This is a genomic window from Pseudomonas qingdaonensis (assembly GCF_018398475.1).
Classification (GTDB): Bacteria; Pseudomonadota; Gammaproteobacteria; order Pseudomonadales; family Pseudomonadaceae; genus Aquipseudomonas; species Aquipseudomonas palmensis.
Map to the genome: position 1 here is coordinate 531654 of NZ_CP074676.1, position 20204 is coordinate 551857.

Genomic DNA, 20204 nt, shown 5'->3' on the forward strand with positions numbered 1-20204 from the left:
ACGGCGCGCCGTGGGCGCGTCTTTGCTTTATCAGATGGAGAGCGCTATGGCTTGGAATGAGCCGGGTGGCAACTCGAACAATCAGGATCCTTGGGGTGGGCGCCGTGGTGGCGGCGACAAGAAGGGACCACCGGATCTCGACGAGGCCTTCCGCAAGCTGCAGGATAGCCTGAACGGCATGTTCGGCAGTGGCAAGAAACGGGGCGGCGACAGCGGCTCCGGCAAGGGTGCCGGTTTCGGTCTGCTGGGTATCGGCCTGGCCGTACTGGCGGCCATATGGCTGTACAGCGCCGTGTACGTGGTGGACGAACAGGAGCAGGCCGTGGTGCTGCGCTTCGGCAAATACTACGAAACCGTAGGGCCGGGCCTGAACATCTACTTCCCGCCGATCGATCGCAAGTACATGGAGAACGTCACCCGCGAGCGTGCTTATACCAAGCAGGGCCAGATGCTGACCGAAGACGAGAACATCGTCGAAGTGCCGCTGACCGTGCAGTACAAGATCACCAACCTGCAGGATTTCGTGCTGAACGTCGATCAGCCTGAAGTCAGCCTGCAGCACGCGACCGACAGTGCCCTGCGCCACGTGGTGGGTTCCACCTCGATGGACAAGGTGCTGACCGAAGGTCGTGAGCAGATGGCCGTGGAAATCAAGGAGCGTCTGCAACGCTTCCTCGACACCTACCGCACCGGTATCACCGTGACCCAGGTCAACGTGCAGAGCGCGGCAGCCCCGCGTGAAGTGCAGGAAGCCTTCGACGACGTGATCCGTGCCCGTGAAGACGAGCAGCGTGCGCGCAACCAGGCCGAGTCCTACGCCAACGGCGTGGTGCCGGAAGCCCGTGGTCAGGCGCAGCGCATCATCGAGGATGCCAACGGCTACCGCGATGAAGTGGTCTCGCGTGCCAAGGGTGAGGCCGACCGCTTCACCAAGCTGGTGGCCGAGTACCGCAAGGCTCCAGAGGTGACCCGTCAGCGTCTGTACCTGGACACCATGCAGGAAGTGTATAGCAACACCAGCAAGGTCCTGGTATCCGGCAAGGACGGTCAGAGCAACCTGCTCTACCTGCCGCTGGACAAGATGATCGACAGCCGCCGCAGTGGCAGCACCCCGGTCACCAGCGTCACGCCGTCGGCCAATGACGCCGCCAACCGTGCCGCCGCAGACCTGCAACAGCAACAGCGCGAGACGCGCTCCAGGGAGAGCCGCTGATGAGCAATAAATCCCTGATCGCCGTGATCGTCGCCGTGGTGCTGGCGATCGTCGCCTGGAACAGCTTCTACATCGTGGCCCAGACCGAACGCGCCGTGCTGCTGCAATTCGGCCGTGTGGTACAGGCCGATGTGCAGCCTGGCCTGCATGTGAAGGTTCCCTACGTCAACCAGGTGCGCAAGTTCGACGCGCGGCTGATGACCCTTGACGCACCGACCCAGCGGTTCCTGACCCTGGAGAAGAAAGCGGTGATGGTCGATGCCTACGCCAAGTGGCGCGTGCAGGACGCCGAGCGTTTCTACACCGCGACTTCGGGCCTCAAGCAGATCGCCGACGAACGTCTGTCGCGCCGTCTGGAAAGCGGCCTGCGCGACCAGTTCGGCAAGCGCACCCTGCATGAGGTGGTATCCGGTGAACGTGACGCGCTGATGGCTGACATCACCGCTTCGCTGAACCGCATGGCCAGCAAGGAGCTGGGCATCGAAGTGGTCGACGTTCGCGTCAAGGCCATCGACCTGCCCAAGGAAGTGAACCGCAGCGTGTTCGAACGCATGAGCACCGAGCGTGAGCGTGAAGCTCGCGAGCACCGCGCCAAGGGTAACGAGCTGGCCGAAGGCATCCGTGCCGACGCCGATCGTCAACGCCGCGTGTTGCTGGCCGAAGCCTATCGCGAGTCGGAAGAAACCCGTGGTGATGGTGATGCCCAGGCAGCAGCCATCTACGCCAAGGCCTATGGCCAGGACCAGGAGTTCTACGCGTTCTATCGCAGCCTGAAGGCCTACCGCGAGAGCTTCGCCGACAAGAGCGACGTGCTGGTGCTGGACCCGAGCAGCGAGTTCTTCCGCTTCATGGGCAAGACCAAACCGTAAGCATGCACACCCCGCCCGGCGGCTAAAACGTCGGGCGGGGTGCCTCCCGCGAGAAAACGGGTGTATGATGCGGCAGCCGGGAAATTCCCGGCTTTTTTGCGTCTGCAAGATCGATTGGCCTTTATCGGGCCCGGGCTTGTGGCGCACTTCAGGTTTTACGAGGGTATCGGCACTGCGGTTTCGCTGGAATCAGCGCTGCCCGTCATTGTGTGCCGATAGCTGCTTCACTCAAGGCTCGCCCGCGGGCAGGCCGCCCGGACCATAGGGGAAATGGCGTAATGGCAACGGTAGACCGCTGGCTGCTGCCAGATGGCATCGAAGAAGTACTGCCACCTGAGGCGGCGCGCATCGAGATCGCGCGTCGTCAGGTGTTGGACCTGTTCCAGAGCTGGGGTTACGAGTTTGTCGTGACCCCGCATATCGAGTACCTGGAATCGCTGCTCACCGGTGCCGGCCAGGACCTGGATCTGCGCACCTTCAAGGTCATCGACCCGCAATCCGGGCGGCAGATGGGCTTTCGGGCCGACATCACGCCACAGGTGGCGCGCATCGACGCGCACACCCTGCGCCGTGAAGGGCCGAGCCGCCTGTGCTATGCCGGCAGCGTGCTGCACGCCTTGCCACGTGCCCTGTCGACCTCGCGCAGCCCGATTCAGCTGGGCGCCGAGCTGTACGGCGATGCCAGCCCGGTCAGCGACGTCGAGGTCATCAGCCTGATGCTGGCCATGCTGCAACTGGCCGACGTGCCGGATGTGCACATGGACCTCGGGCATGTCGGTATCTACCGCGGCCTGGCCCGTGCGGCCGGCCTGTCGGGCGCGGTCGAGCAGCAGTTGTTCGACGCCCTGCAGCGCAAGGCCATCGACGAAGTGATCGAGCTGACCGCCACGCTGCCGGCTGACCTGGCCGGCATGCTGCGTTCGCTGACCGAGCTGTGCGGTGGGCGCGAAGTGCTCGAGCAGGCACGTGTGCGCCTGGGCCGTGCCCCGGCCGCGGTGCTGGCGGCGCTGGATGACCTGATGGCGATCGCTGAGCGCCTCGCCACGCGTTACCCCGAGCTGCCGCTGTATTTCGACCTGGGCGAGTTGCGCGGCTACCACTACCACACCGGTGTGGTGTTTGCCGCCTTCGTGCCAGGCGTCGGCCAGTCGATCGCCCAGGGCGGTCGCTATGACGACATCGGAGCGGACTTTGGCCGGGCACGCCCGGCTACCGGTTTCTCCACGGATTTGAAGACCCTGGTCACACTGGGGCGAGCCGAGGTGGTGTTGCCGTCTGGCGGGATCTGGATGCCCGACAGCAGCGATGCAGCACTTTGGCAGTTGGTCTGCCAATTGCGCAGTGAGGGCCAGCGGGTGGTTCAGGCCTTGCCTGGGCAGCCGCTGACCGCCGCCGTCGAGGCGGATTGCGATCGGCAATTGATTCAGCAAAACGGGCTTTGGCAGGTTCTGCCGCTGGCCATTTGAGATTCCACGCCGGCACGAGCCGGCGCCAAGTTTGCGCGAATGAGGACAAGTGTTATGGGTAAGAATGTCGTAGTCCTGGGCACCCAGTGGGGTGATGAGGGCAAAGGCAAGATCGTCGATCTGCTGACCGAACATGCTGCCGCCGTAGTGCGCTACCAGGGTGGCCACAACGCCGGCCACACCCTGGTGATCGACGGTGAGAAGACCGTGCTGCACCTGATCCCCTCGGGCGTGCTGCGCGAAGGCGTGCAGTGCCTGATCGGCAACGGTGTGGTGGTTGCTCCCGACGCCCTGCTGCGCGAGATCACCAAGCTGGAAGAGAAGGGCGTGCCGGTGCGCGAGCGCCTGCGCATCAGCCCGTCCTGCCCGCTGATCCTGTCCTTCCACGTGGCCCTGGACCAGGCCCGCGAAAAGGCCCGTGGCGAGCTGAAGATCGGCACCACCGGTCGCGGCATCGGCCCGGCCTACGAAGACAAGGTTGCGCGTCGTGGCCTGCGTGTGGGCGACCTGCTCAACATGCCACGCTTCGAAGACAAGCTGCGCGAGCTGGTGGACTACCACAACTTCATGCTGGTGGGTTACTACAAAGAGCCGGCCATCGAGTTCGAAAAGACCCTGGCCGAGTGCAAGGAATACGCCGAACTGCTCAAGCCGCTGATGCTGGACGTGACTGCCGAGCTGCACGACCTGCGTCGCGCCGGCAAGGACATCATGTTCGAAGGTGCCCAGGGTTCGCTGCTGGACATCGACCACGGTACCTACCCCTACGTGACCAGCTCCAACACCACCGCCGGTGGCGTTGCGACCGGTTCGGGCGTTGGTCCGATGTTCCTGGACTACATCCTGGGCATCACCAAGGCCTACACCACCCGCGTGGGTTCGGGCCCGTTCCCGACCGAGCTGTTTGACGACGTTGGTGCGCACCTGGCCAAGCAGGGCCACGAATTTGGCGCAACCACCGGCCGTGCCCGTCGTTGCGGCTGGTTCGACGCCGTCATCCTGCGTCGCGCCATCGACGTGAACAGCATCTCGGGCATCTGCCTGACCAAGCTGGACGTGCTCGATGGCCTGGAAACCATCAACATCTGCGTCGGCTACAAGGACGCAGCGGGCAAGGACGTTGCCCCTACCGACGCCGACAGCTACGTGGGCCTGCAGCCTGTGTACGAAGAAGTGCCGGGCTGGAGCGAGTCGACCGTGGGCGCCAAGACCCTGGAAGAACTGCCGGCCAACGCCCGTGCCTACATCAAGCGTGTGGAAGAGCTGATCGGTGCGCCGATCGACATCGTCTCCACCGGCCCGGACCGCAACGAGACCATCGTGCTGCGCCATCCGTTTGCCTGATTCGCTGTAGGCAGTAAAGAACGCCGCTGTCCCTCCGGGTCAGCGGCGTTTTTTTTGGCCAGTTGGTGAAAGGGTCATAAAGGTCAGCCCTGGCTATGAATTTGACCGGTATGCCTGCTGCCCGGCACGGCCTTTGCTGTAAGAATCGTCCTATAAGGTGCCATCACTATAATGGCCCCGCGATACGGAGGGTTCTTTTGTGTCGGCCGTTCTCTCATTGTTACGAAGCCGCCTGTTGCGGCCTGTCTTTGTTGCGTTGGGTATCGCTCTTTTGGTGCAGGTGCTGGTTGCGGTCGCGCTGACGCGGAGCACGGTGACTGCGCTGGAGGCCGATCTGGGTAATCGCCTGGGTGCAGACAGCCAGAAACTGTCGGGTGAACTGGAACAAGCCGGGCGTGAGCTCAGCTCGGGCCTGGACAGCCTTTCGGCCAGTACCCGCCAGCGTTTGTCCGCCGGGCTATCCGCACGCCTTCAGGAGGAGCAGGCGCAACTGCGCGTCACCCTCGAAAAAAGCCTCAAGGAGTCGGCCAATCACATGGCCGAACTGCTGGCATCGGTTGCGCCACGGGCCATCTGGGATGACGACATACCGGCACTGTCGGAGTTTTCCCGGCGCGCCCAGCGCAATGCCAACGTGCTCTTCGTGGTCTACGACGATGCCCAGGGCCAGCACCTGACCCGCTACCTGAACCGGCAGAACCCGATCAACCAGGCCCTGATGGAAAAGGGCCAGGGCGAACGGGCGCTCGACAAGGTGCTGGATGCGGCGCGCAACGACCCGGCGGTGTACATGATCGAAGCCTCGATCAACCCCAACGGCACCGAGATCGGCAAGGTGGTGATGGGCGTCTCCACGGCGTCGGTCGACAACGAGCTCAAGGCGCTGGACGCGCGCTTCTCGGCGCTGATCGCCAGCGGCGACCAGTTGGTCGGCGACAGCCTGGTAGGCGCTGCGGCCGACAGCAACAAGGCCCTGAGCGCCCGCCTGCAGGCGGCCCAGGCCAGTGCCGCGGCGATGCAGGCCAACACCTCGCAGACCGTGCAGCAAGCGGCGGCGACCCTGCGCTGGAACATCGGCCTGGGGCTGGTGGCGGTGGGCTTCGGCGTATTGCTGGTGGTGGCCGTGGTACTCGGCCGGCGCGTGCTGAGCAAGCTGCGCCTGCTGATTGCCGCGCTCAACGACCTGGCGGCCGGCGACGGCGACCTGACCAAGCGCGTACCGATCGACAGCCGAGACGAGATCGGCGACATGGCTGCGGCGGTCAACCAGTTCGTCGACAAGCTGCAGCCCATCGTGCGCGAAGCGGGCGAGGTGGCGCAGCGCACCGGGGTCGAGATCGGCACCATGGCGCAGAACAACGCGGGCGCCGATGCGGCGGCCGCTTCGCAGCGCGATGAAGTGGCCGAGAGCCTGCGTGCCCTGTCGAGCATGGCCGATGAAGCCCAGGCCGAGAGCCAGGCCATGCAGGCAGCGTTGCAGCAGGTGGTGGACATTCGCCAGGCCACCGACGAGAACAGCCGTACCTCGGCCCAGGTGGCCAAGCTGATCGAAGCGTTGGCCGGGCAGGTGGGGGCGGGCTCCAAGGTGATCGAGCGGCTGGCCGAGCAGAGCCAGCAGATCGAGGTGGTGCTGGAGGTGATCCACGGGATTGCCGAGCAGACCAACCTGCTGGCGCTCAATGCCGCCATCGAGGCGGCGCGGGCTGGCGAGACCGGGCGCGGGTTTGCCGTGGTGGCCGACGAAGTGCGGGCGCTGGCGAGCAAGACCCAGAGCTCGACCGGCGATATCCAGGCGCACATCGGTGCCTTGCAGCAGGGCGCGCGGGAGGCGGTGGCAGCCATCAGCCAGGCCGGGCGTCAGGCCAGCGAAGGCTTGACCGTGCTCAAGGACAACGCGCGCCTGCAGCAGTCGGTGCAGGTGTCGGTGGAGCAGGTGCATGCGGCGATCGGCCTGGCCACCCGGGCGGCCGAGCAGCAGGCGCAGGGGGCGCAGGCGGTGCGTGGGCGGGTCGAGACGATTCATGCCCAGGCCGAGCGTGCAGCGCAGGTGGTGATGCAGACCACGGCCAGCAGCAAGGTGCTGGATGACCTGGCGGCGCAGTTGAAGGCCAGCCTGGGGCAGTTCAGGGCCTGAGATAGTGTCGTTTGTATCGCGGGTCAAGCCCGCTCCCACAAGGGCCTCATCGATCCTTGTGGGAGCGGGCTTGACCCGCGATGCCTTTCAGGCGCGGTTCAGGTACATCCGCGTCGTCAGCAGGTACACCGGCAACCCCGACACCACAATCAACAGCGCCGCATAGGGCGCCGCCGCCGCGAATTCGACGTTGGCGGTATGCGCCCACACTTCGGTCGCGAGCGTGGTCATGCCGGTGGGGCTGAGCAGCAGGGTGGCGGTCAGCTCCTTCATCGCATCCAGGAACACCAGCGCAAACGCTGCCGCCAGGGCCGGGAAGATGATCGGCAGGGTCACCTTGCAGAACGCCTTGAACGGCGTCGCGCCCAGGGTGCGCGCCGCCTCTTCCAGCTGTGGTGCGGCCTTGGTCAGCGCGGTACGCACCGGCGCCTGCGCCAGCGGCAAGAACAGCAGCGCATAGGCCAGCAACAGCAGGCCGGTGGTCTGGTACAGCGCCGGCACATAGTGCAGGGCGAAATACACCAGGGTCAGCGCAATCACCAGCCCCGGCAGCGCGTGCAGCAAGTAGGGCAGGCGCTCGGCCCAGATCGCCAGGCGGCCCTTGTAGCGCACCACCAGAAAGCTCACCGGTAACGCCAGCAGCAGGCTCACCCCCGCGCCACCCAGTGCCAGCGACAGCGACGAGAACAGCGCCCGGCTGATGTCGGCCACCGGGAAGGCCGCCGACGATCCCACGCTCAGCCAGTAGCCCAGCATGCCCAGCGGGATGCCGCTGCCCAGCACTGCCAGCAGCAGGCAGCTCAACTGCCCCAGTACGCTCCAGCCACCCAGGCGGATCGGCCTGGCGCGGCGTGCCACGCCCTGGCCGATGCGCACGTGCCGCGCCTTGCCGCGTACCCGCAGCTCGAACCACAGCAGCAACAGGCACATGAACAGCAGCACCGCCGAGAGCATCGCCGCATTGGCGTTGCTGAACTCCAGCTCGAACTGCTGGTAGATCGCGGTGGTGAAGGTCTGCAGGCCCAGGATCGACAGCGCGCCGAATTCCACCAGCATGTGCAAGGCAATCAGCAGGCTGCCGCCCAGGATCGACGGCCACAGCAGCGGCAGGGTGACCCGGCGGAACACACCCCAGCGGTTGTAGCCCAGGGTGCGGGCCGATTCTTCAAGCGAGGTATCGAGGTTGCGCAGGGTCGCGGCCACCGGCAGGAACACCAGTGGATACTTGGACAGCGCCATCACCAGGATCGCCCCGCCCAGCCCCTCGAAGCGCGGGCTCAGCGAGACCCAGGTGAAGCCGCTGACGAACGCCGGCACGGCAAACGGCAGGCACAGGATCACGCCCCACAAGCGCCGCCCGCGCAGGTCGCTGCGCTCCAGCAGCCAGGCCAGGGCCAGGCCGACCACGGCGCAGGCCACGGTCACCCCGGCCATCAGCAGCAGGGTGTTCTTCATCAGGCCCCAGACGAAGGGCCGCCACAGCAGGTACAACGCCTCGCGCCAGCCGGCCTGCCAGGCCTTGAGGCCCACGTACAGCAACGGCAGCAGGCTCAGGCCCACCAGCAGCAGCACCGGCAGCACCACCCAGATCGAGGGGCGCTTGCGGCGCGGAACATAATGCGCCACAGACGGCGCAGGCAGCACGGCTTCCATCAGAGCAGGCCGACCTCGCGCTCAAGTTCCAGGGCTTCCTCGGCATTGCCCAGGTCGGCCGGGGTGATCTTCGGCGGGCGCAGGTCTTCGAACGGCTTCAGGCCCTGGTCCGAGACCATGCCCTTGTGCAGCGGATACTCGGCGGTGGTCTGGGTGATCACGCGCTGGCCTTCTTCGCTGGCCATCCAGGCGAGCAGGGCCTGGGCTTCCTTGGGGTGCTTGCTGGCCTTGACCGCCGCGGCGCTGGAGATGGTCACCAGGCCACCGACGTCGCCGTCGGCCAGGTAGTAGAGTTTGGAGTCCAGCTGGCCGCGCTCTTTCTTGAGGGCGTACCAGTAGTAGTTGTTCACCAGTACGGCAGCCACTTCGCCGTTTTCCACGGCCTTGAGGGCAACCATGTTGTTGGTGTAGGTCTTGCCGAAGGCCTTGAGGCCGGTCAGCCATTCTTCGGCCGCTTCACGCCCGTGCAGCTTGAGGATGGCCACGGCCTGTTCCTGGAACGCGCCGCTGGTGGGCACGAAGCCGACCTTGCCGTCCCACTCGGGGTCGGCGAAGTCCATCACCGATTGGGGCAGGTCTTTTTCGTCGATCACCTTGGGGTTGAAGGCCACCACGCGGGTGCGAGCGGTCACGCCCATCCAGGTGCCGTTGCTGGCCACGTATTCCTTGGGCAGCACTTGCAGGGTCGAATCGTCGATCTTGGCCAGCAGGCCTTTCTCGCCCAGGTTGTTCAGCGGCGGCGATTCTTCGGTATAGATGACGTCGGCCGGGGAGCGTGCGCCTTCTTCCTCGATCTGGCTGGCCAGCTGGTTGCTGCTGCCCTTGCGGATATTGATGTGAATGCCGGTCTTGGCCTCGTAGGCCTTGGCGATGGCTTCGCCGATTTCCTTGTGCTGGCCGTTGTACAGGGTCAGCGTCACAGGGTCGGCGGCCATGGCGGCGGGTGCTGCGAGCACCAGGCTGAACACGGAAACGGCCAGGCCGCGCAAAATCGGGTTGATGCGGATCGTCATGCGGGTGGTTCCTCGCTTGCGGGCTACAAATCTTGAAACAATGATAAACGATATAGTTTCTCAAGTACGCCCGTGAGGAAAAATTCATGAGCTGACTATCGGTTAACTCACTTGATTTGTTGGGCAGGGCGGGGTGGCAACGCAGCGTCCGAATGGGCGGCAGTGGGGTGAGCTCGAATCGCAGGCATAAAAAAACCCGCTTTCGCGGGTTTCTCTAGAATATGGTGCCCAGAAGAAGACTCGAACTTCCACGACCGTAAGGTCACCAGCACCTGAAGCTGGCGTGTCTACCAATTTCACCATCTGGGCAAAGTTGAAGCATTGAAACATGAAACGGTGTAGCGTGTGTTGCGTAAATTCCAGACAGGCAAGCTAATCTGAAACTTGAAAATTGGTGCCCAGAAGAAGACTCGAACTTCCACGACCGTAAGGTCACCAGCACCTGAAGCTGGCGTGTCTACCAATTTCACCATCTGGGCATATCGTTGAGGCTTCATGATGCTTCACATCGCGCCGCTTCTCAACTATAACGACGCTGTCCGTCGTTGTGGTGCGCACTATACGGATGCCCTCGAAGGCTGTAAAGCCCCGTTCAGAAAAAATCTCAAAAATTTCAAGTCGTTGTTCCTTGGGCTGTTTTGGCATCACTCAAGGGCCCTGACGGGGCTGTCAAAGCCTCGGATTTCCGGTTTCAATACGGCTATGCCAAACTAACCCTATATAGACAAGGTGAACCCCTACTAATGGCCGATTGGCAGACCCTCGATCCCGAGGCCGCTCGTGAAGCGGAAAAATACGAAAACCCCATTCCTAGCCGTGAGCTGATCCTCCAGCGCCTTGACGAGCGCGGCTCTCCCGCCGCCCGCGAGCAACTGGTGGAAGAGTTCGGCCTGCAGACCGAGGACCAGATCGAGGCCTTGCGTCGCCGCCTGCGCGCCATGGAGCGCGACGGCCAGCTGATCTACACCCGGCGCGGCACCTATGCCCCGGTAGACAAGCTGGACCTGATCCTGGGTCGCATCTCGGGCCACCGCGACGGTTTCGGCTTTCTCGTCCCCGACGATGGCAGCGACGACCTGTTTCTGAGCCCGGCGCAGATGCGCCTGGTGTTCGATGGCGACCGAGCGCTGGCGCGCGTGTCCGGGCTTGACCGGCGCGGCCGGCGTGAAGGCGTGGTGGTCGAAGTGATCTCCCGTGCCCATGAAAGCATCGTGGGGCGCTACTTCGAGGAAGGCGGGGTGGGCTTCGTGACCCCCGACAACCCCAAGGTCCAGCAGGAAGTGCTGGTGACCCCGGGCCGCAATGCCGGCGCCAAGGTCGGCCAGTTCGTCGAGGTGAAGATCACCCACTGGCCGACCCAGCGCTTCCAGCCGCAGGGCGATATCGTCGAAGTGATCGGCAACTACATGGCGCCGGGCATGGAAATCGACGTGGCGCTGCGCAGCTACGACATTCCCCATGTATGGCCCGAGGCGGTCATCAAGGAAGCGCGCAAGCTCAAGCCTGAAGTCGAAGAGAAGGACAAGGAACACCGCATCGACCTGCGTCACCTGCCGTTCGTCACCATCGACGGCGAAGACGCACGGGACTTCGACGATGCCGTGTACTGCGAAAGCCTGGGCAAGTTGCGCCTGTTCTCCGGTGGCTGGCGCCTGTTCGTGGCGATTGCCGACGTGTCCAGCTACGTGCGCCTGGGCTCTGCCCTGGACAACGAAGCCCAGGTGCGCGGCAACTCGGTGTACTTCCCCGAGCGGGTGATCCCGATGCTGCCCGAGGAACTTTCCAACGGCCTGTGCTCGCTGAACCCGAACGTCGACCGGCTGGCGATGGTCTGTGAAATGACCATCAACAAGTCCGGCCAGATGGTCGATTACCAGTTCTACGAAGCGGTCATCCACTCCCACGCGCGCCTGACCTACAACAAGGTCAGTAGCATGCTCGAACATGCCCGTACCCGTGAAGGCAAGGCGCTGCGCGAGCAGTACAGCCACGTGGTGCCGGACCTCAAGCAGCTGTATGCGCTGTACAAGGTGTTGCTGGCGGCCCGTCACACCCGTGGCGCGATCGACTTCGAAACCCAGGAAACCCGCATCATCTTCGGTGCCGAGCGCAAGATCGCGGAAATTCGCCCGACCGTGCGCAACGATGCGCACAAGTTGATCGAAGAATGCATGCTCGCGGCCAACGTGGCGACGGCCGAGTTCCTCAAGAAGCACGAGATCCCTGCGTTGTACCGCGTGCACGACGGTCCGCCGCCGGAGCGCCTGGAAAAACTGCGCGCCTTCCTCGGCGAGCTGGGGCTTTCGCTGCACAAGGGCAAGGATGGTCCGTCGCCCAAGGACTACCAGGCGCTGCTGTCGCAGATCGCCGGTCGCCCGGACTTCCACCTGATCCAGACCGTGATGCTGCGCTCGCTGAGCCAGGCGGTGTACAGCGCCGACAACAACGGCCACTTCGGCCTGAACTACGAGGCGTACACCCACTTCACCTCGCCGATCCGGCGTTACCCCGACCTGCTGACCCACCGTGCCATCCGCAGCGTGATCCGTTCGCGCCAGGAAACCCCGCACGTCAAGCGGGCCGGCGCGATGAGCATTCCCAAGGCGCGCATCTACCCGTACGACGAGGCGGCCCTGGAGCAGCTGGGCGAGCAGTGCTCGATGAGCGAGCGACGCGCCGACGAAGCCACCCGCGACGTGACCAACTGGCTCAAGTGCGAGTACATGAAGGATCGCGTGGGCGAAAGCTTCCCGGGTGTGATCACCGCGGTGACCGGTTTCGGCCTGTTCATCGAGCTGACCGACATCTACGTCGAAGGCATGGTGCACGTCAGTGCCTTGCCGGGTGACTACTACCACTTCGACCCGGTACACCACCGCCTGGCGGGCGAGCGCACCGGTCGCAGCTTCCGCCTGGGCGACACGGTCGAAGTGCGCGTGATGCGCGTGGACCTCGAACAGCGCAAGATCGATTTCGAGATGGCCGAAAACACCCTGAATGCGCCGATCGGTCGCAAGCAGCGTGGTGCCGAGCCTGCCGCCAAGGGCAAGACGGGCGCTGCCCCGGCCAAGTCCAATGGTGCCGCCAAGCCCTACAGCGCGCCGGCCAAGGCCGCCAAGGTCGAAGCGGCGCCGGCCGAGCCGCCGCGCCGCAGCCGCAAGAACGAAACCTCCGAAGCCTATTTCCCGGCCGATGCCGCAGCCAAGAACGCCGAAGTGCGCAAGAGCCGGGAAATGAAGAAGGCGTTGCTGTCCGATGCCAAGAACGCCGTGGGCAAGCCTGCGGCCAAGGGCTCGAAGACGTCTTCGGAGAAACCGAGCAAGCACCGCAAGGGGCCGCCAAAAGCCGGTTCCGCTTCACGTAAACCCAAGGGCAAGTCATGAGTCAGCTGGAAAAGATCTACGGTGTGCATGCGGTGGAGGCCCTGTTGCGCCACCACCCCAAGCGGGTCAAGCAGATCTGGCTGGCCGACAGCCGCAGCGAACCGCGGGTGCAGGCCCTGCTGGAGCTGGCCGCACAGAACCGAGTGACGGTCGGCCAGGCTGAACGCCGCGAGATGGACGCCTGGGTCGAGGGCGTGCACCAGGGCGTGGTCGCCGAGGTCAGCCCGAGCCAGGTGTGGGGCGAGGCGATGCTCGAAGAGCTGCTGGACCGCACCGAAGGCGCGCCGCTGATTCTGGTGCTGGACGGTGTGACCGACCCGCACAACCTGGGCGCCTGCCTGCGCACCGCCGATGCGGCCGGTGCGCTGGCAGTGGTGGTGCCCAAGGACAAGTCGGCGACCCTGACCCCGGCGGTACGCAAGGTGGCGTGTGGCGCTGCCGAGGTGATCCCGCTGGTGGCCGTGACCAACCTGGCGCGTACCCTGGAGAAGCTCCAGCAGCGCGGCCTGTGGGTGGTGGGCACGGCGGGGGAGGCCGAACAGGAGCTGTATCAGCAGGACCTGACCGGCCCGACCATCCTGATCATGGGCGCCGAGGGCAAGGGCATGCGCCGCCTGACCCGCGAGCACTGCGATTTTCTGGTGAAGCTGCCGATGGCCGGCAGCGTCAGCAGCCTGAACGTGTCGGTGGCCACGGGCGTGTGCCTGTTCGAGGCGGTGCGTCAGCGTCAGGCCAAGCGCAAGGCCTGATAAGGCGTTGCCACTTTCGCGGGTCAAGCCCGCTCCCACAGGGCTTTCGGTGGCCTGTGTGGGGGCGGGCCTGGCCCGCGATGCTTTCAAAGCTGTTCAAATAATCACCAATTGCCTTGCGTGCGCCCCGGCGCTTCTCTACAATTGCGCCCCTTGCCCCGCTGGCAGGCGCGCATGCGCCCACCGCACAAGGCAAGACAAACAGTGTCATTCACTCCTTGTCTGACCACCTTGGTGGCAGACTACAACCCGTAAGGAGCATTCATGCGTCATTACGAAATCATCTTTCTGGTCCACCCTGACCAGAGCGAGCAAGTCGGCGGCATGGTTGAGCGTTACACCAAGCTGATCGAAGAAGACGGCGGCAAGATCCACCGTCTGGAAGACTGGGGCCGTCGTCAACTGGCCTATGCAATCAACAATGTTCACAAGGCTCACTACGTGATGCTGAACGTTGAGTGCACCGGCAAGGCCCTGGCCGAGCTGGAAGACAACTTCCGCTACAACGATGCCGTGATCCGTAACCTGGTCATCCGTCGCGACGAAGCCGTTACCGGCCAGTCCGAGATGCTCAAGGCTGAAGAAAACCGCAGTGAGCGCCGTGAGCGTCGCGACCGTCCTGAGCACGCTGACAACGCCGAAGGCGATGACAGCGACAACAGCGACAACAGCGATAACGCTGACGAGTAATCCACGGACCTTTTGAGGAGCCTATTACATGGCACGTTTCTTCCGTCGTCGTAAATTCTGCCGCTTCACTGCTGAAGAAGTGAAAGAGATCGATTACAAAGATCTCAACACCCTGAAAGCTTATGTATCCGAAACCGGCAAGATCGTTCCAAGCCGTATCACCGGTACCAAAGCTCGTTATCAGCGTCAGCTGGCTACCGCTATCAAGCGCGCCCGCTTCCTGGCCCTGCTGGCCTACACCGACAGCCACGGCCGCTGAGACCGGGTCGTCGACAGGTAGCAAGGGATAAAGTGCATGCGAGCGTTAGCTGATTTCATCATGCGCGGTCGCGTGCAGGCCACTCTGGTAGTGGTCGGTTGTGCGGCATTGCCGCTGTTGTTCTGGTTGAGTGCCGCCGCCGGGAGCCTGGTGTTCCTGCGGCGCGGTTTCAAGGACGCCTCCGGGATCCTCGCCTGGGCATTGCTGCCCGCGCTGGTCTGGTGGTTCTTCGGTGAACCGCGCACCTTGATGGTGTTGCTGGGAACCTTCGGTCTGGCTGCGTTGCTACGCGCCGGACAGTCCTGGAGCCGGGTGCTGTTGTTCAGCATCGCCTGGGGCCTGGTGTATGGCGTCATCCTGGGTTCGGTGTTCCGCGAACCGATCGAAGCGCTGGCGCAGGTGCTTGAAAAAGCCCTGCCGCAGATGCTCGACGGTCTCTACCAGCAGTTGACGGTAGAAGAGCGGGCCCGCCTGGGGAGCGTGATCGCACCGGTGCTTACCGGCCTGATTGCGGCATTGCTGCAGGCAGTCAGTCTGCTGGCCCTGATGTTGGGTCGCTACTGGCAAGCCGCGTTGTACAACCCGGGAGGCTTTGGCAGCGAGTTTCGCGCCATACGGCTCCCGCTGGTACCGGCGCTGTTGCTGCTGGTGTGCATGCTGATAGCGCCGAATTTCGGCAGCGAACTGGCGATGTTGACACCGTTGTGCAGCGTACCGCTGGTGTTCGCCGGGCTGGCCCTGATTCACGGGCTGGTCGCGCAGAAGCGCCTGGCCAGGTTCTGGTTGGTGGGGATGTACGTGACGCTGGTGCTGTTCATGCAGCTGATTTATCCGTTGCTCGTGGTTCTGGCCATTGTCGACAGCCTGATTGATTTTCGCGGTCGTTCTGCATCGAAAGATGCCGGTGACGCGAACGGTGAAGGTTAAAAGTTAAGAGGTTTATACCTAATGGAACTGATCCTGCTGGAAAAAGTCGCCAACCTGGGCAACCTGGGCGACAAGGTAAATGTTAAGGCCGGTTACGGTCGTAACTTCCTGCTGCCATTCGGCAAGGCTACCGCTGCGACCGCTGCCAACCTGGCTGCGTTCGAAGAGCGTCGCGCCGAGCTGGAAAAACTGGCTGCTGACAAGAAAGCTTCGGCTGAAACCCGCGCTGCCCAACTGGCCGAGCTGGAAGTGACCATCACTGCCACCGCCGGTGACGAAGGCAAGCTGTTCGGTTCGATCGGCACCCACGACATCGCTGACGCCCTGACCGCCTCCGGCGTTGAAGTGGCCAAGTCTGAAGTGCGTCTGCCGAACGGCACCATCCGCAACGTTGGCGAATTCGACGTAGCCGTGCACCTGCACAGCGACGTAGAAGCCACCGTTCGCGTGGTTGTCGTCGCAGCCTAAGCTGGACCAATCGACTGGCACCCTGGGTGCCAGCCGGTTAACATCGGGCACGATCCTGCATTGCAGGTCGTGCCCTTTGTCTTTTTCAACACCCTGATTCCCAAGTGGCCATGAACGAGATAACCGCCCCCGAGCAATATGATCTGCAAACCGCTGCCCTGAAGGTGCCGCCGCATTCCATCGAGGCCGAACAGGCCGTACTCGGTGGCCTGATGCTGGACAACAACGCCTGGGAGCGCGTGCTCGATCAAGTCTCCGACGGCGACTTCTACCGGCATGACCATCGCCTGATCTTCCGCGCCATCTACAAGCTCGCCGACCTCAACACCCCGTTCGACGTGGTGACGCTGCACGAGCAGCTCGACAAGGAAGGCCTGAGCTCCCAGGTCGGTGGCCTGGGTTACCTGGGCGAGCTGGCCAAGAACACCCCGTCGGTGGCCAACATCAAGGCCTATGCGCAGATCATTCGCGAGCGCGCCACACTGCGCCAGCTGATCAGCATCAGCAGCGAGATCGCCGACAGCGCGTTCAACCCCCAGGGCCGCAACGCCGCCGAGATCCTCGACGAGGCCGAACGGCAGATCTTCCAGATCGCCGAAGCGCGGCCCAAGACCGGTGGCCCGGTAGGGGTCAACGAACTGCTGACCAAGGCCATCGACCGCATCGACACGCTGTTCAACTCCGACAGCGCCATCACCGGTATTTCCACCGGCTACACCGACCTGGACGAGAAGACCAGCGGCCTGCAACCGGCCGACCTGATCATCGTGGCCGGCCGTCCGTCGATGGGTAAGACCACCTTCGCCATGAACCTGGTGGAGAACGCCGTGTTGCGCAGCGACAAGGCGGTGCTGGTGTACTCCCTGGAGATGCCAGGCGAATCGCTGATCATGCGTATGCTCTCCTCGCTGGGGCGCATCGACCAGACCAAGGTGCGTTCCGGCCAGCTGGACGACGACGACTGGCCGCGCCTGACTTCGGCGGTCAACCTGCTCAATGACCGCAAGCTGTTCATCGACGACACCGCCGGCATCAGCCCGTCGGAAATGCGCGCACGTACCCGGCGCCTGGTGCGTGAGCATGGCGAGATCGCCATGATCATGATCGACTACCTGCAACTGATGCAGATCCCGGGCTCCAGCGGCGACAACCGTACCAACGAGATTTCCGAGATCTCGCGCTCGCTCAAGGCCCTGGCCAAGGAATTCAACTGCCCGGTCATCGCCCTGTCGCAGCTCAACCGCTCCCTCGAGCAGCGCCCCAACAAGCGCCCGGTGAACTCCGACTTGCGTGAATCGGGTGCGATCGAGCAGGACGCCGACGTGATCATGTTCGTGTACCGCGACGAGGTTTACCACCCCGAGACCGAGCACAAGGGCATCGCCGAGATCATCATCGGCAAGCAGCGTAACGGCCCCATCGGCTTCGTGCGCCTGGCGTTCATCGGCAAGTACACGCGCTTCGAGAACCTGGCACCGGGCAGCTACAACTTCGACGACGACGAATAAGGTGCCGATGGCCAATTCCGACTTCTGACGTCGGAATTGGTCAAAATTTGTGCTATATTCCGCGCCCGCGATTTCCCTGATACCAAGAACCGGTCACTGACATGCAAGCAGCCAAACCACTTTTCGACTATCCCAAGTACTGGGCCGAATGCTTCGGGCCAGCGCCATTCCTGCCGATGAGCAGGGAGGAGATGGATCAGCTCGGCTGGGATTCCTGCGACATCATCATCGTGACCGGTGACGCCTACGTCGACCACCCGTCGTTCGGCATGGCCATCATCGGCCGGCTGCTCGAAGCCCAGGGCTTCCGGGTGGGCATCATTGCCCAGCCGAACTGGCAGAGCAAAGACGACTTCATGAAGCTGGGCGAGCCGAACCTGTTCTTCGGTGTCGCGGCCGGCAATATGGACTCGATGATCAACCGCTACACCGCCGACAAGAAGATCCGCTCGGACGACGCCTACACCCCGGGCGGCCTGGCCGGCAAGCGCCCCGACCGTGCCAGCCTGGTCTACAGCCAGCGCTGCAAGGAAGCCTACAAGCACGTGCCGATCGTGCTGGGTGGCATCGAGGCCTCGCTGCGCCGCATCGCGCACTACGACTACTGGCAGGACAAGGTGCGGCACTCGATCCTGATCGACGCCTGCGCCGACATCCTGCTGTACGGCAACGCCGAACGCGCGATCGTCGAAGTCGCCCAGCGCCTGTCCTACGGCCACAAGATCGAAGACATCACCGACATCCGCGGCACCGCCTTCGTGCGCCGCGACACCCCGCAGGGCTGGTACGAAGTGGACTCCACGCGTATCGACCGGCCGGGCAAGGTCGACAAGATCATCAACCCGTACGTGAACACCCAGGACACCCAGGCCTGCGCCATCGAGCAGGAGAAGGGCCCGGTCGAAGACCCGCAGGAAGCCAAGGTGGTGCAGATTCTGGCCAGCCCGCGCATGACCCGCGACAAGACCGTGATTCGCCTGCCGTCCTACGAGAAGGTGCGCAGCGATGCGGTGCTGTACGCCCACGCCAACCGCGTGCTGCACCTGGAAACCAACCCGGGCAACGCCCGTGCGCTGGTGCAGAAGCACGGCGAGGTGGACGTGTGGTTCAACCCGCCGCCCATCCCGATGACCACCGAAGAGATGGACTACGTGTTCGGCATGCCCTATGCGCGCGTCCCGCACCCGGCGTATGGCAAGGAGAAGATCCCGGCCTACGACATGATCCGCTTCTCGGTGAACATCATGCGTGGCTGCTTCGGTGGCTGCACCTTCTGCTCGATCACCGAGCACGAAGGCCGCATCATCCAGAACCGTTCCCACGACTCGATCATTCGCGAGATCGAAGAAATCCGCGACAAGGTGCCGGGCTTTACCGGGGTCATCTCCGACCTGGGCGGGCCGACCGCCAACATGTACCGCATTGCCTGCAAGAGCCCGGAAATCGAATCTGCATGCCGCAAGCCGTCGTGCGTGTTCCCCGGCATCTGCCCCAACCTGAACACCGACCACTCGGCGCTGATCCAGCTGTACCGCAGTGCGCGTGACCTGCCGGGGGTAAAGAAGATCCTGATCGCCTCGGGCCTGCGCTACGACCTGGCAGTCGAGTCGCCGGAGTACGTCAAGGAACTGGTCACCCACCACGTGGGCGGCTACCTCAAGATTGCCCCGGAGCATACCGAGGAAGGCCCGCTGAACCAGATGATGAAGCCTGGTATCGGCAGCTACGATCGCTTCAAGCGCATGTTCGAGAAGTACTCCAAGGAGGCGGGCAAGGAGCAGTACCTGATCCCGTACTTCATCGCGGCGCACCCGGGCACTACCGACGAAGACATGATGAACCTGGCCCTGTGGCTCAAGGGCAATGGCTTTCGCGCCGACCAGGTGCAGGCGTTCTACCCGTCGCCGATGGCCTCGGCCACTGCCATGTACCACTCGGGCAAGAACCCGCTGCGCAAGGTTACCTACAAGAGCGACGCGGTGACCATCGTCAAGAGCGAGGAGCAGCGCCGCCTGCACAAGGCGTTCCTGCGTTACCACGACCCCAAGGGCTGGCCGATGCTGCGCGAGGCCCTGCAGCGCATGGGGCGTGCCGACCTGATCGGGCCGGCCAAGCACCAGTTGATCCCGCTGCACCAGCCGGCGACCGACAGCTATCAGAGTGCGCGGCGCAAGAACTCGACGCCGGCGGGCAGCCACAAGGTGGCCAAGGAAACCAAGATCCTGACCCAGCACACCGGCTTGCCGCCGCGTGCCAGCGACGGTGCCAAGCCGTGGGACAAGCGCGAGCAGGCCAAGGCGGCCGCCTTTGCGCGTAACCAGGAAGCGGCCAAGGCACGCAAGGATGCCGCCAAGGGTGGCAAGGGCAAGGGCAAGAAGACCCGCGAGCCGGTGTTGCCACGCTGATACGCGTCGCGGCCATCGCGGGTCAAGCCCGCTCCCACAGGTACAGTGCAGATCCATAGGCCACTGACTATCCTGTGGGAGCGGGCTTGACCCGCGATGAGGCCCGCAAGGCCACATCCATCC

The 20204-nt window shown here is 63.8% G+C and carries 15 protein-coding genes and 2 tRNA genes; 13 read left to right on the forward strand and 4 right to left on the reverse strand.

Going from position 1 to position 20204, the window contains the following annotated elements; genetic code table 11:
* Positions 1-46: 46 nt before the first annotated feature.
* The 5 genes from hflK to KH389_RS02470 all read left to right on the forward strand — a co-directional run bounded on the left by hflK (position 47) and on the right by KH389_RS02470 (position 7026).
* The gene (gene hflK / locus KH389_RS02450) at positions 47-1213 is read left to right on the forward strand and encodes an FtsH protease activity modulator HflK (RefSeq protein WP_043863533.1); all 1167 of its coding nucleotides are present in this window, start codon (positions 47-49) and stop codon (positions 1211-1213) included.
* Positions 1213-2082, forward strand: a complete 870-nt coding sequence (gene hflC / locus KH389_RS02455; protein ID WP_043863532.1) for a protease modulator HflC — start codon at positions 1213-1215, stop codon at positions 2080-2082. The genes hflK and hflC overlap by 1 nt, the downstream gene beginning before the upstream one ends.
* A 278-nt stretch (positions 2083-2360) precedes the next feature.
* Positions 2361-3548 carry an ATP phosphoribosyltransferase regulatory subunit gene (locus KH389_RS02460; RefSeq protein WP_043863531.1) on the forward strand — a complete coding sequence of 396 codons (1188 nt, stop codon included), beginning with the start codon at positions 2361-2363 and terminating at the stop codon, positions 3546-3548.
* 54 nt (positions 3549-3602) lie between these two features.
* Positions 3603-4892, forward strand: coding sequence for an adenylosuccinate synthase (locus KH389_RS02465; protein ID WP_043863530.1), 1290 nt, complete (start codon positions 3603-3605; stop codon positions 4890-4892).
* A gap of 199 nt (positions 4893-5091) precedes the next feature.
* Entirely contained in the window at positions 5092-7026 is a 1935-nt protein-coding gene (locus tag KH389_RS02470; RefSeq protein ID WP_043863529.1) for a methyl-accepting chemotaxis protein, read from the forward strand.
* An 87-nt stretch (positions 7027-7113) separates the two neighbouring features.
* On the opposite strand, the gene KH389_RS02475 is transcribed toward KH389_RS02470, so the two are convergent.
* The 4 genes from KH389_RS02475 to KH389_RS02490 all read right to left on the reverse strand — a co-directional run bounded on the left by KH389_RS02475 (position 7114) and on the right by KH389_RS02490 (position 10171).
* On the reverse strand, positions 7114-8679 hold the full coding sequence (locus KH389_RS02475) for an ABC transporter permease (protein ID WP_116052593.1): 1566 nt from the start codon (positions 8677-8679) through the stop codon (positions 7114-7116).
* Entirely contained in the window at positions 8679-9692 is a 1014-nt protein-coding gene (locus tag KH389_RS02480) for an extracellular solute-binding protein (protein WP_043863527.1), read from the reverse strand. Before KH389_RS02480 ends, KH389_RS02475 begins: the two co-directional genes overlap by 1 nt.
* Positions 9693-9914: 222 nt before the next feature.
* Positions 9915-10001 (reverse strand) — tRNA-Leu (locus KH389_RS02485).
* A gap of 83 nt (positions 10002-10084) precedes the next feature.
* Positions 10085-10171: transfer RNA gene (locus tag KH389_RS02490), tRNA-Leu, on the reverse strand.
* Positions 10172-10435: 264 nt separating this feature from the next.
* On the opposite strand from KH389_RS02490, the gene rnr reads away from it, so the two are divergent.
* The 8 genes from rnr (at position 10436) to KH389_RS02530 (ending at position 20081) form a co-directional block, all read left to right on the forward strand.
* Complete coding sequence (gene rnr / locus KH389_RS02495) at positions 10436-13075, forward strand: ribonuclease R (protein WP_058541588.1); 2640 nt, start codon at positions 10436-10438, stop codon at positions 13073-13075.
* Positions 13072-13824 carry a 23S rRNA (guanosine(2251)-2'-O)-methyltransferase RlmB gene (gene rlmB, locus KH389_RS02500; RefSeq protein WP_043863525.1) on the forward strand — a complete coding sequence of 251 codons (753 nt, stop codon included), beginning with the start codon at positions 13072-13074 and terminating at the stop codon, positions 13822-13824. Before rnr ends, rlmB begins: the two co-directional genes overlap by 4 nt.
* Before the next feature lie 264 nt (positions 13825-14088).
* On the forward strand, positions 14089-14514 hold the full coding sequence (gene rpsF / locus KH389_RS02505; RefSeq protein ID WP_043863524.1) for a 30S ribosomal protein S6: 426 nt from the start codon (positions 14089-14091) through the stop codon (positions 14512-14514).
* Positions 14515-14542: 28 nt separating this feature from the next.
* Positions 14543-14773: a 30S ribosomal protein S18 gene (gene rpsR / locus KH389_RS02510; RefSeq protein ID WP_003171373.1), complete on the forward strand. Its 231-nt coding sequence runs from the start codon at positions 14543-14545 to the stop codon at positions 14771-14773.
* A gap of 36 nt (positions 14774-14809) precedes the next feature.
* Positions 14810-15700, forward strand: a complete 891-nt coding sequence (locus KH389_RS02515) for a hypothetical protein (protein ID WP_043863523.1) — start codon at positions 14810-14812, stop codon at positions 15698-15700.
* A 21-nt stretch (positions 15701-15721) separates the two neighbouring features.
* On the forward strand, positions 15722-16168 hold the full coding sequence (rplI, locus tag KH389_RS02520) for a 50S ribosomal protein L9 (protein ID WP_043863522.1): 447 nt from the start codon (positions 15722-15724) through the stop codon (positions 16166-16168).
* Positions 16169-16278: 110 nt separating this feature from the next.
* Positions 16279-17676 carry a replicative DNA helicase gene (dnaB, locus tag KH389_RS02525; RefSeq protein WP_043863521.1) on the forward strand — a complete coding sequence of 466 codons (1398 nt, stop codon included), beginning with the start codon at positions 16279-16281 and terminating at the stop codon, positions 17674-17676.
* 101 nt (positions 17677-17777) lie between these two features.
* The gene (locus KH389_RS02530; RefSeq protein WP_043863520.1) at positions 17778-20081 is read left to right on the forward strand and encodes a YgiQ family radical SAM protein; all 2304 of its coding nucleotides are present in this window, start codon (positions 17778-17780) and stop codon (positions 20079-20081) included.
* Positions 20082-20204: the final 123 nt, after the last annotated feature.

Excerpts from the sequence above, each read along its gene's own strand:
- dnaB (WP_043863521.1), top strand. The coding sequence starts at position 16,279 with ATGAACGAGATAACCGCCCCCGAGCAATATGATCTGCAAACCGCTGCC.
- hflC (WP_043863532.1), top strand. The coding sequence starts at position 1,213 with ATGAGCAATAAATCCCTGATCGCCGTGATCGTCGCCGTGGTGCTGGCG.
- hflK (WP_043863533.1), top strand. The coding sequence starts at position 47 with ATGGCTTGGAATGAGCCGGGTGGCAACTCGAACAATCAGGATCCTTGG.
- KH389_RS02465 (WP_043863530.1), top strand. The coding sequence starts at position 3,603 with ATGGGTAAGAATGTCGTAGTCCTGGGCACCCAGTGGGGTGATGAGGGC.
- KH389_RS02475 (WP_116052593.1), bottom strand. The coding sequence starts at position 8,679 with ATGGAAGCCGTGCTGCCTGCGCCGTCTGTGGCGCATTATGTTCCGCGC.
- KH389_RS02480 (WP_043863527.1), bottom strand. The coding sequence starts at position 9,692 with ATGACGATCCGCATCAACCCGATTTTGCGCGGCCTGGCCGTTTCCGTG.
- KH389_RS02515 (WP_043863523.1), top strand. The coding sequence starts at position 14,810 with ATGCGAGCGTTAGCTGATTTCATCATGCGCGGTCGCGTGCAGGCCACT.
- rpsF (WP_043863524.1), top strand. The coding sequence starts at position 14,089 with ATGCGTCATTACGAAATCATCTTTCTGGTCCACCCTGACCAGAGCGAG.
- rplI (WP_043863522.1), top strand. The coding sequence starts at position 15,722 with ATGGAACTGATCCTGCTGGAAAAAGTCGCCAACCTGGGCAACCTGGGC.
- rpsR (WP_003171373.1), top strand. The coding sequence starts at position 14,543 with ATGGCACGTTTCTTCCGTCGTCGTAAATTCTGCCGCTTCACTGCTGAA.
- KH389_RS02460 (WP_043863531.1), top strand. The coding sequence starts at position 2,361 with ATGGCAACGGTAGACCGCTGGCTGCTGCCAGATGGCATCGAAGAAGTA.
- rnr (WP_058541588.1), top strand. The coding sequence starts at position 10,436 with ATGGCCGATTGGCAGACCCTCGATCCCGAGGCCGCTCGTGAAGCGGAA.
- rlmB (WP_043863525.1), top strand. The coding sequence starts at position 13,072 with ATGAGTCAGCTGGAAAAGATCTACGGTGTGCATGCGGTGGAGGCCCTG.
- KH389_RS02530 (WP_043863520.1), top strand. The coding sequence starts at position 17,778 with ATGCAAGCAGCCAAACCACTTTTCGACTATCCCAAGTACTGGGCCGAA.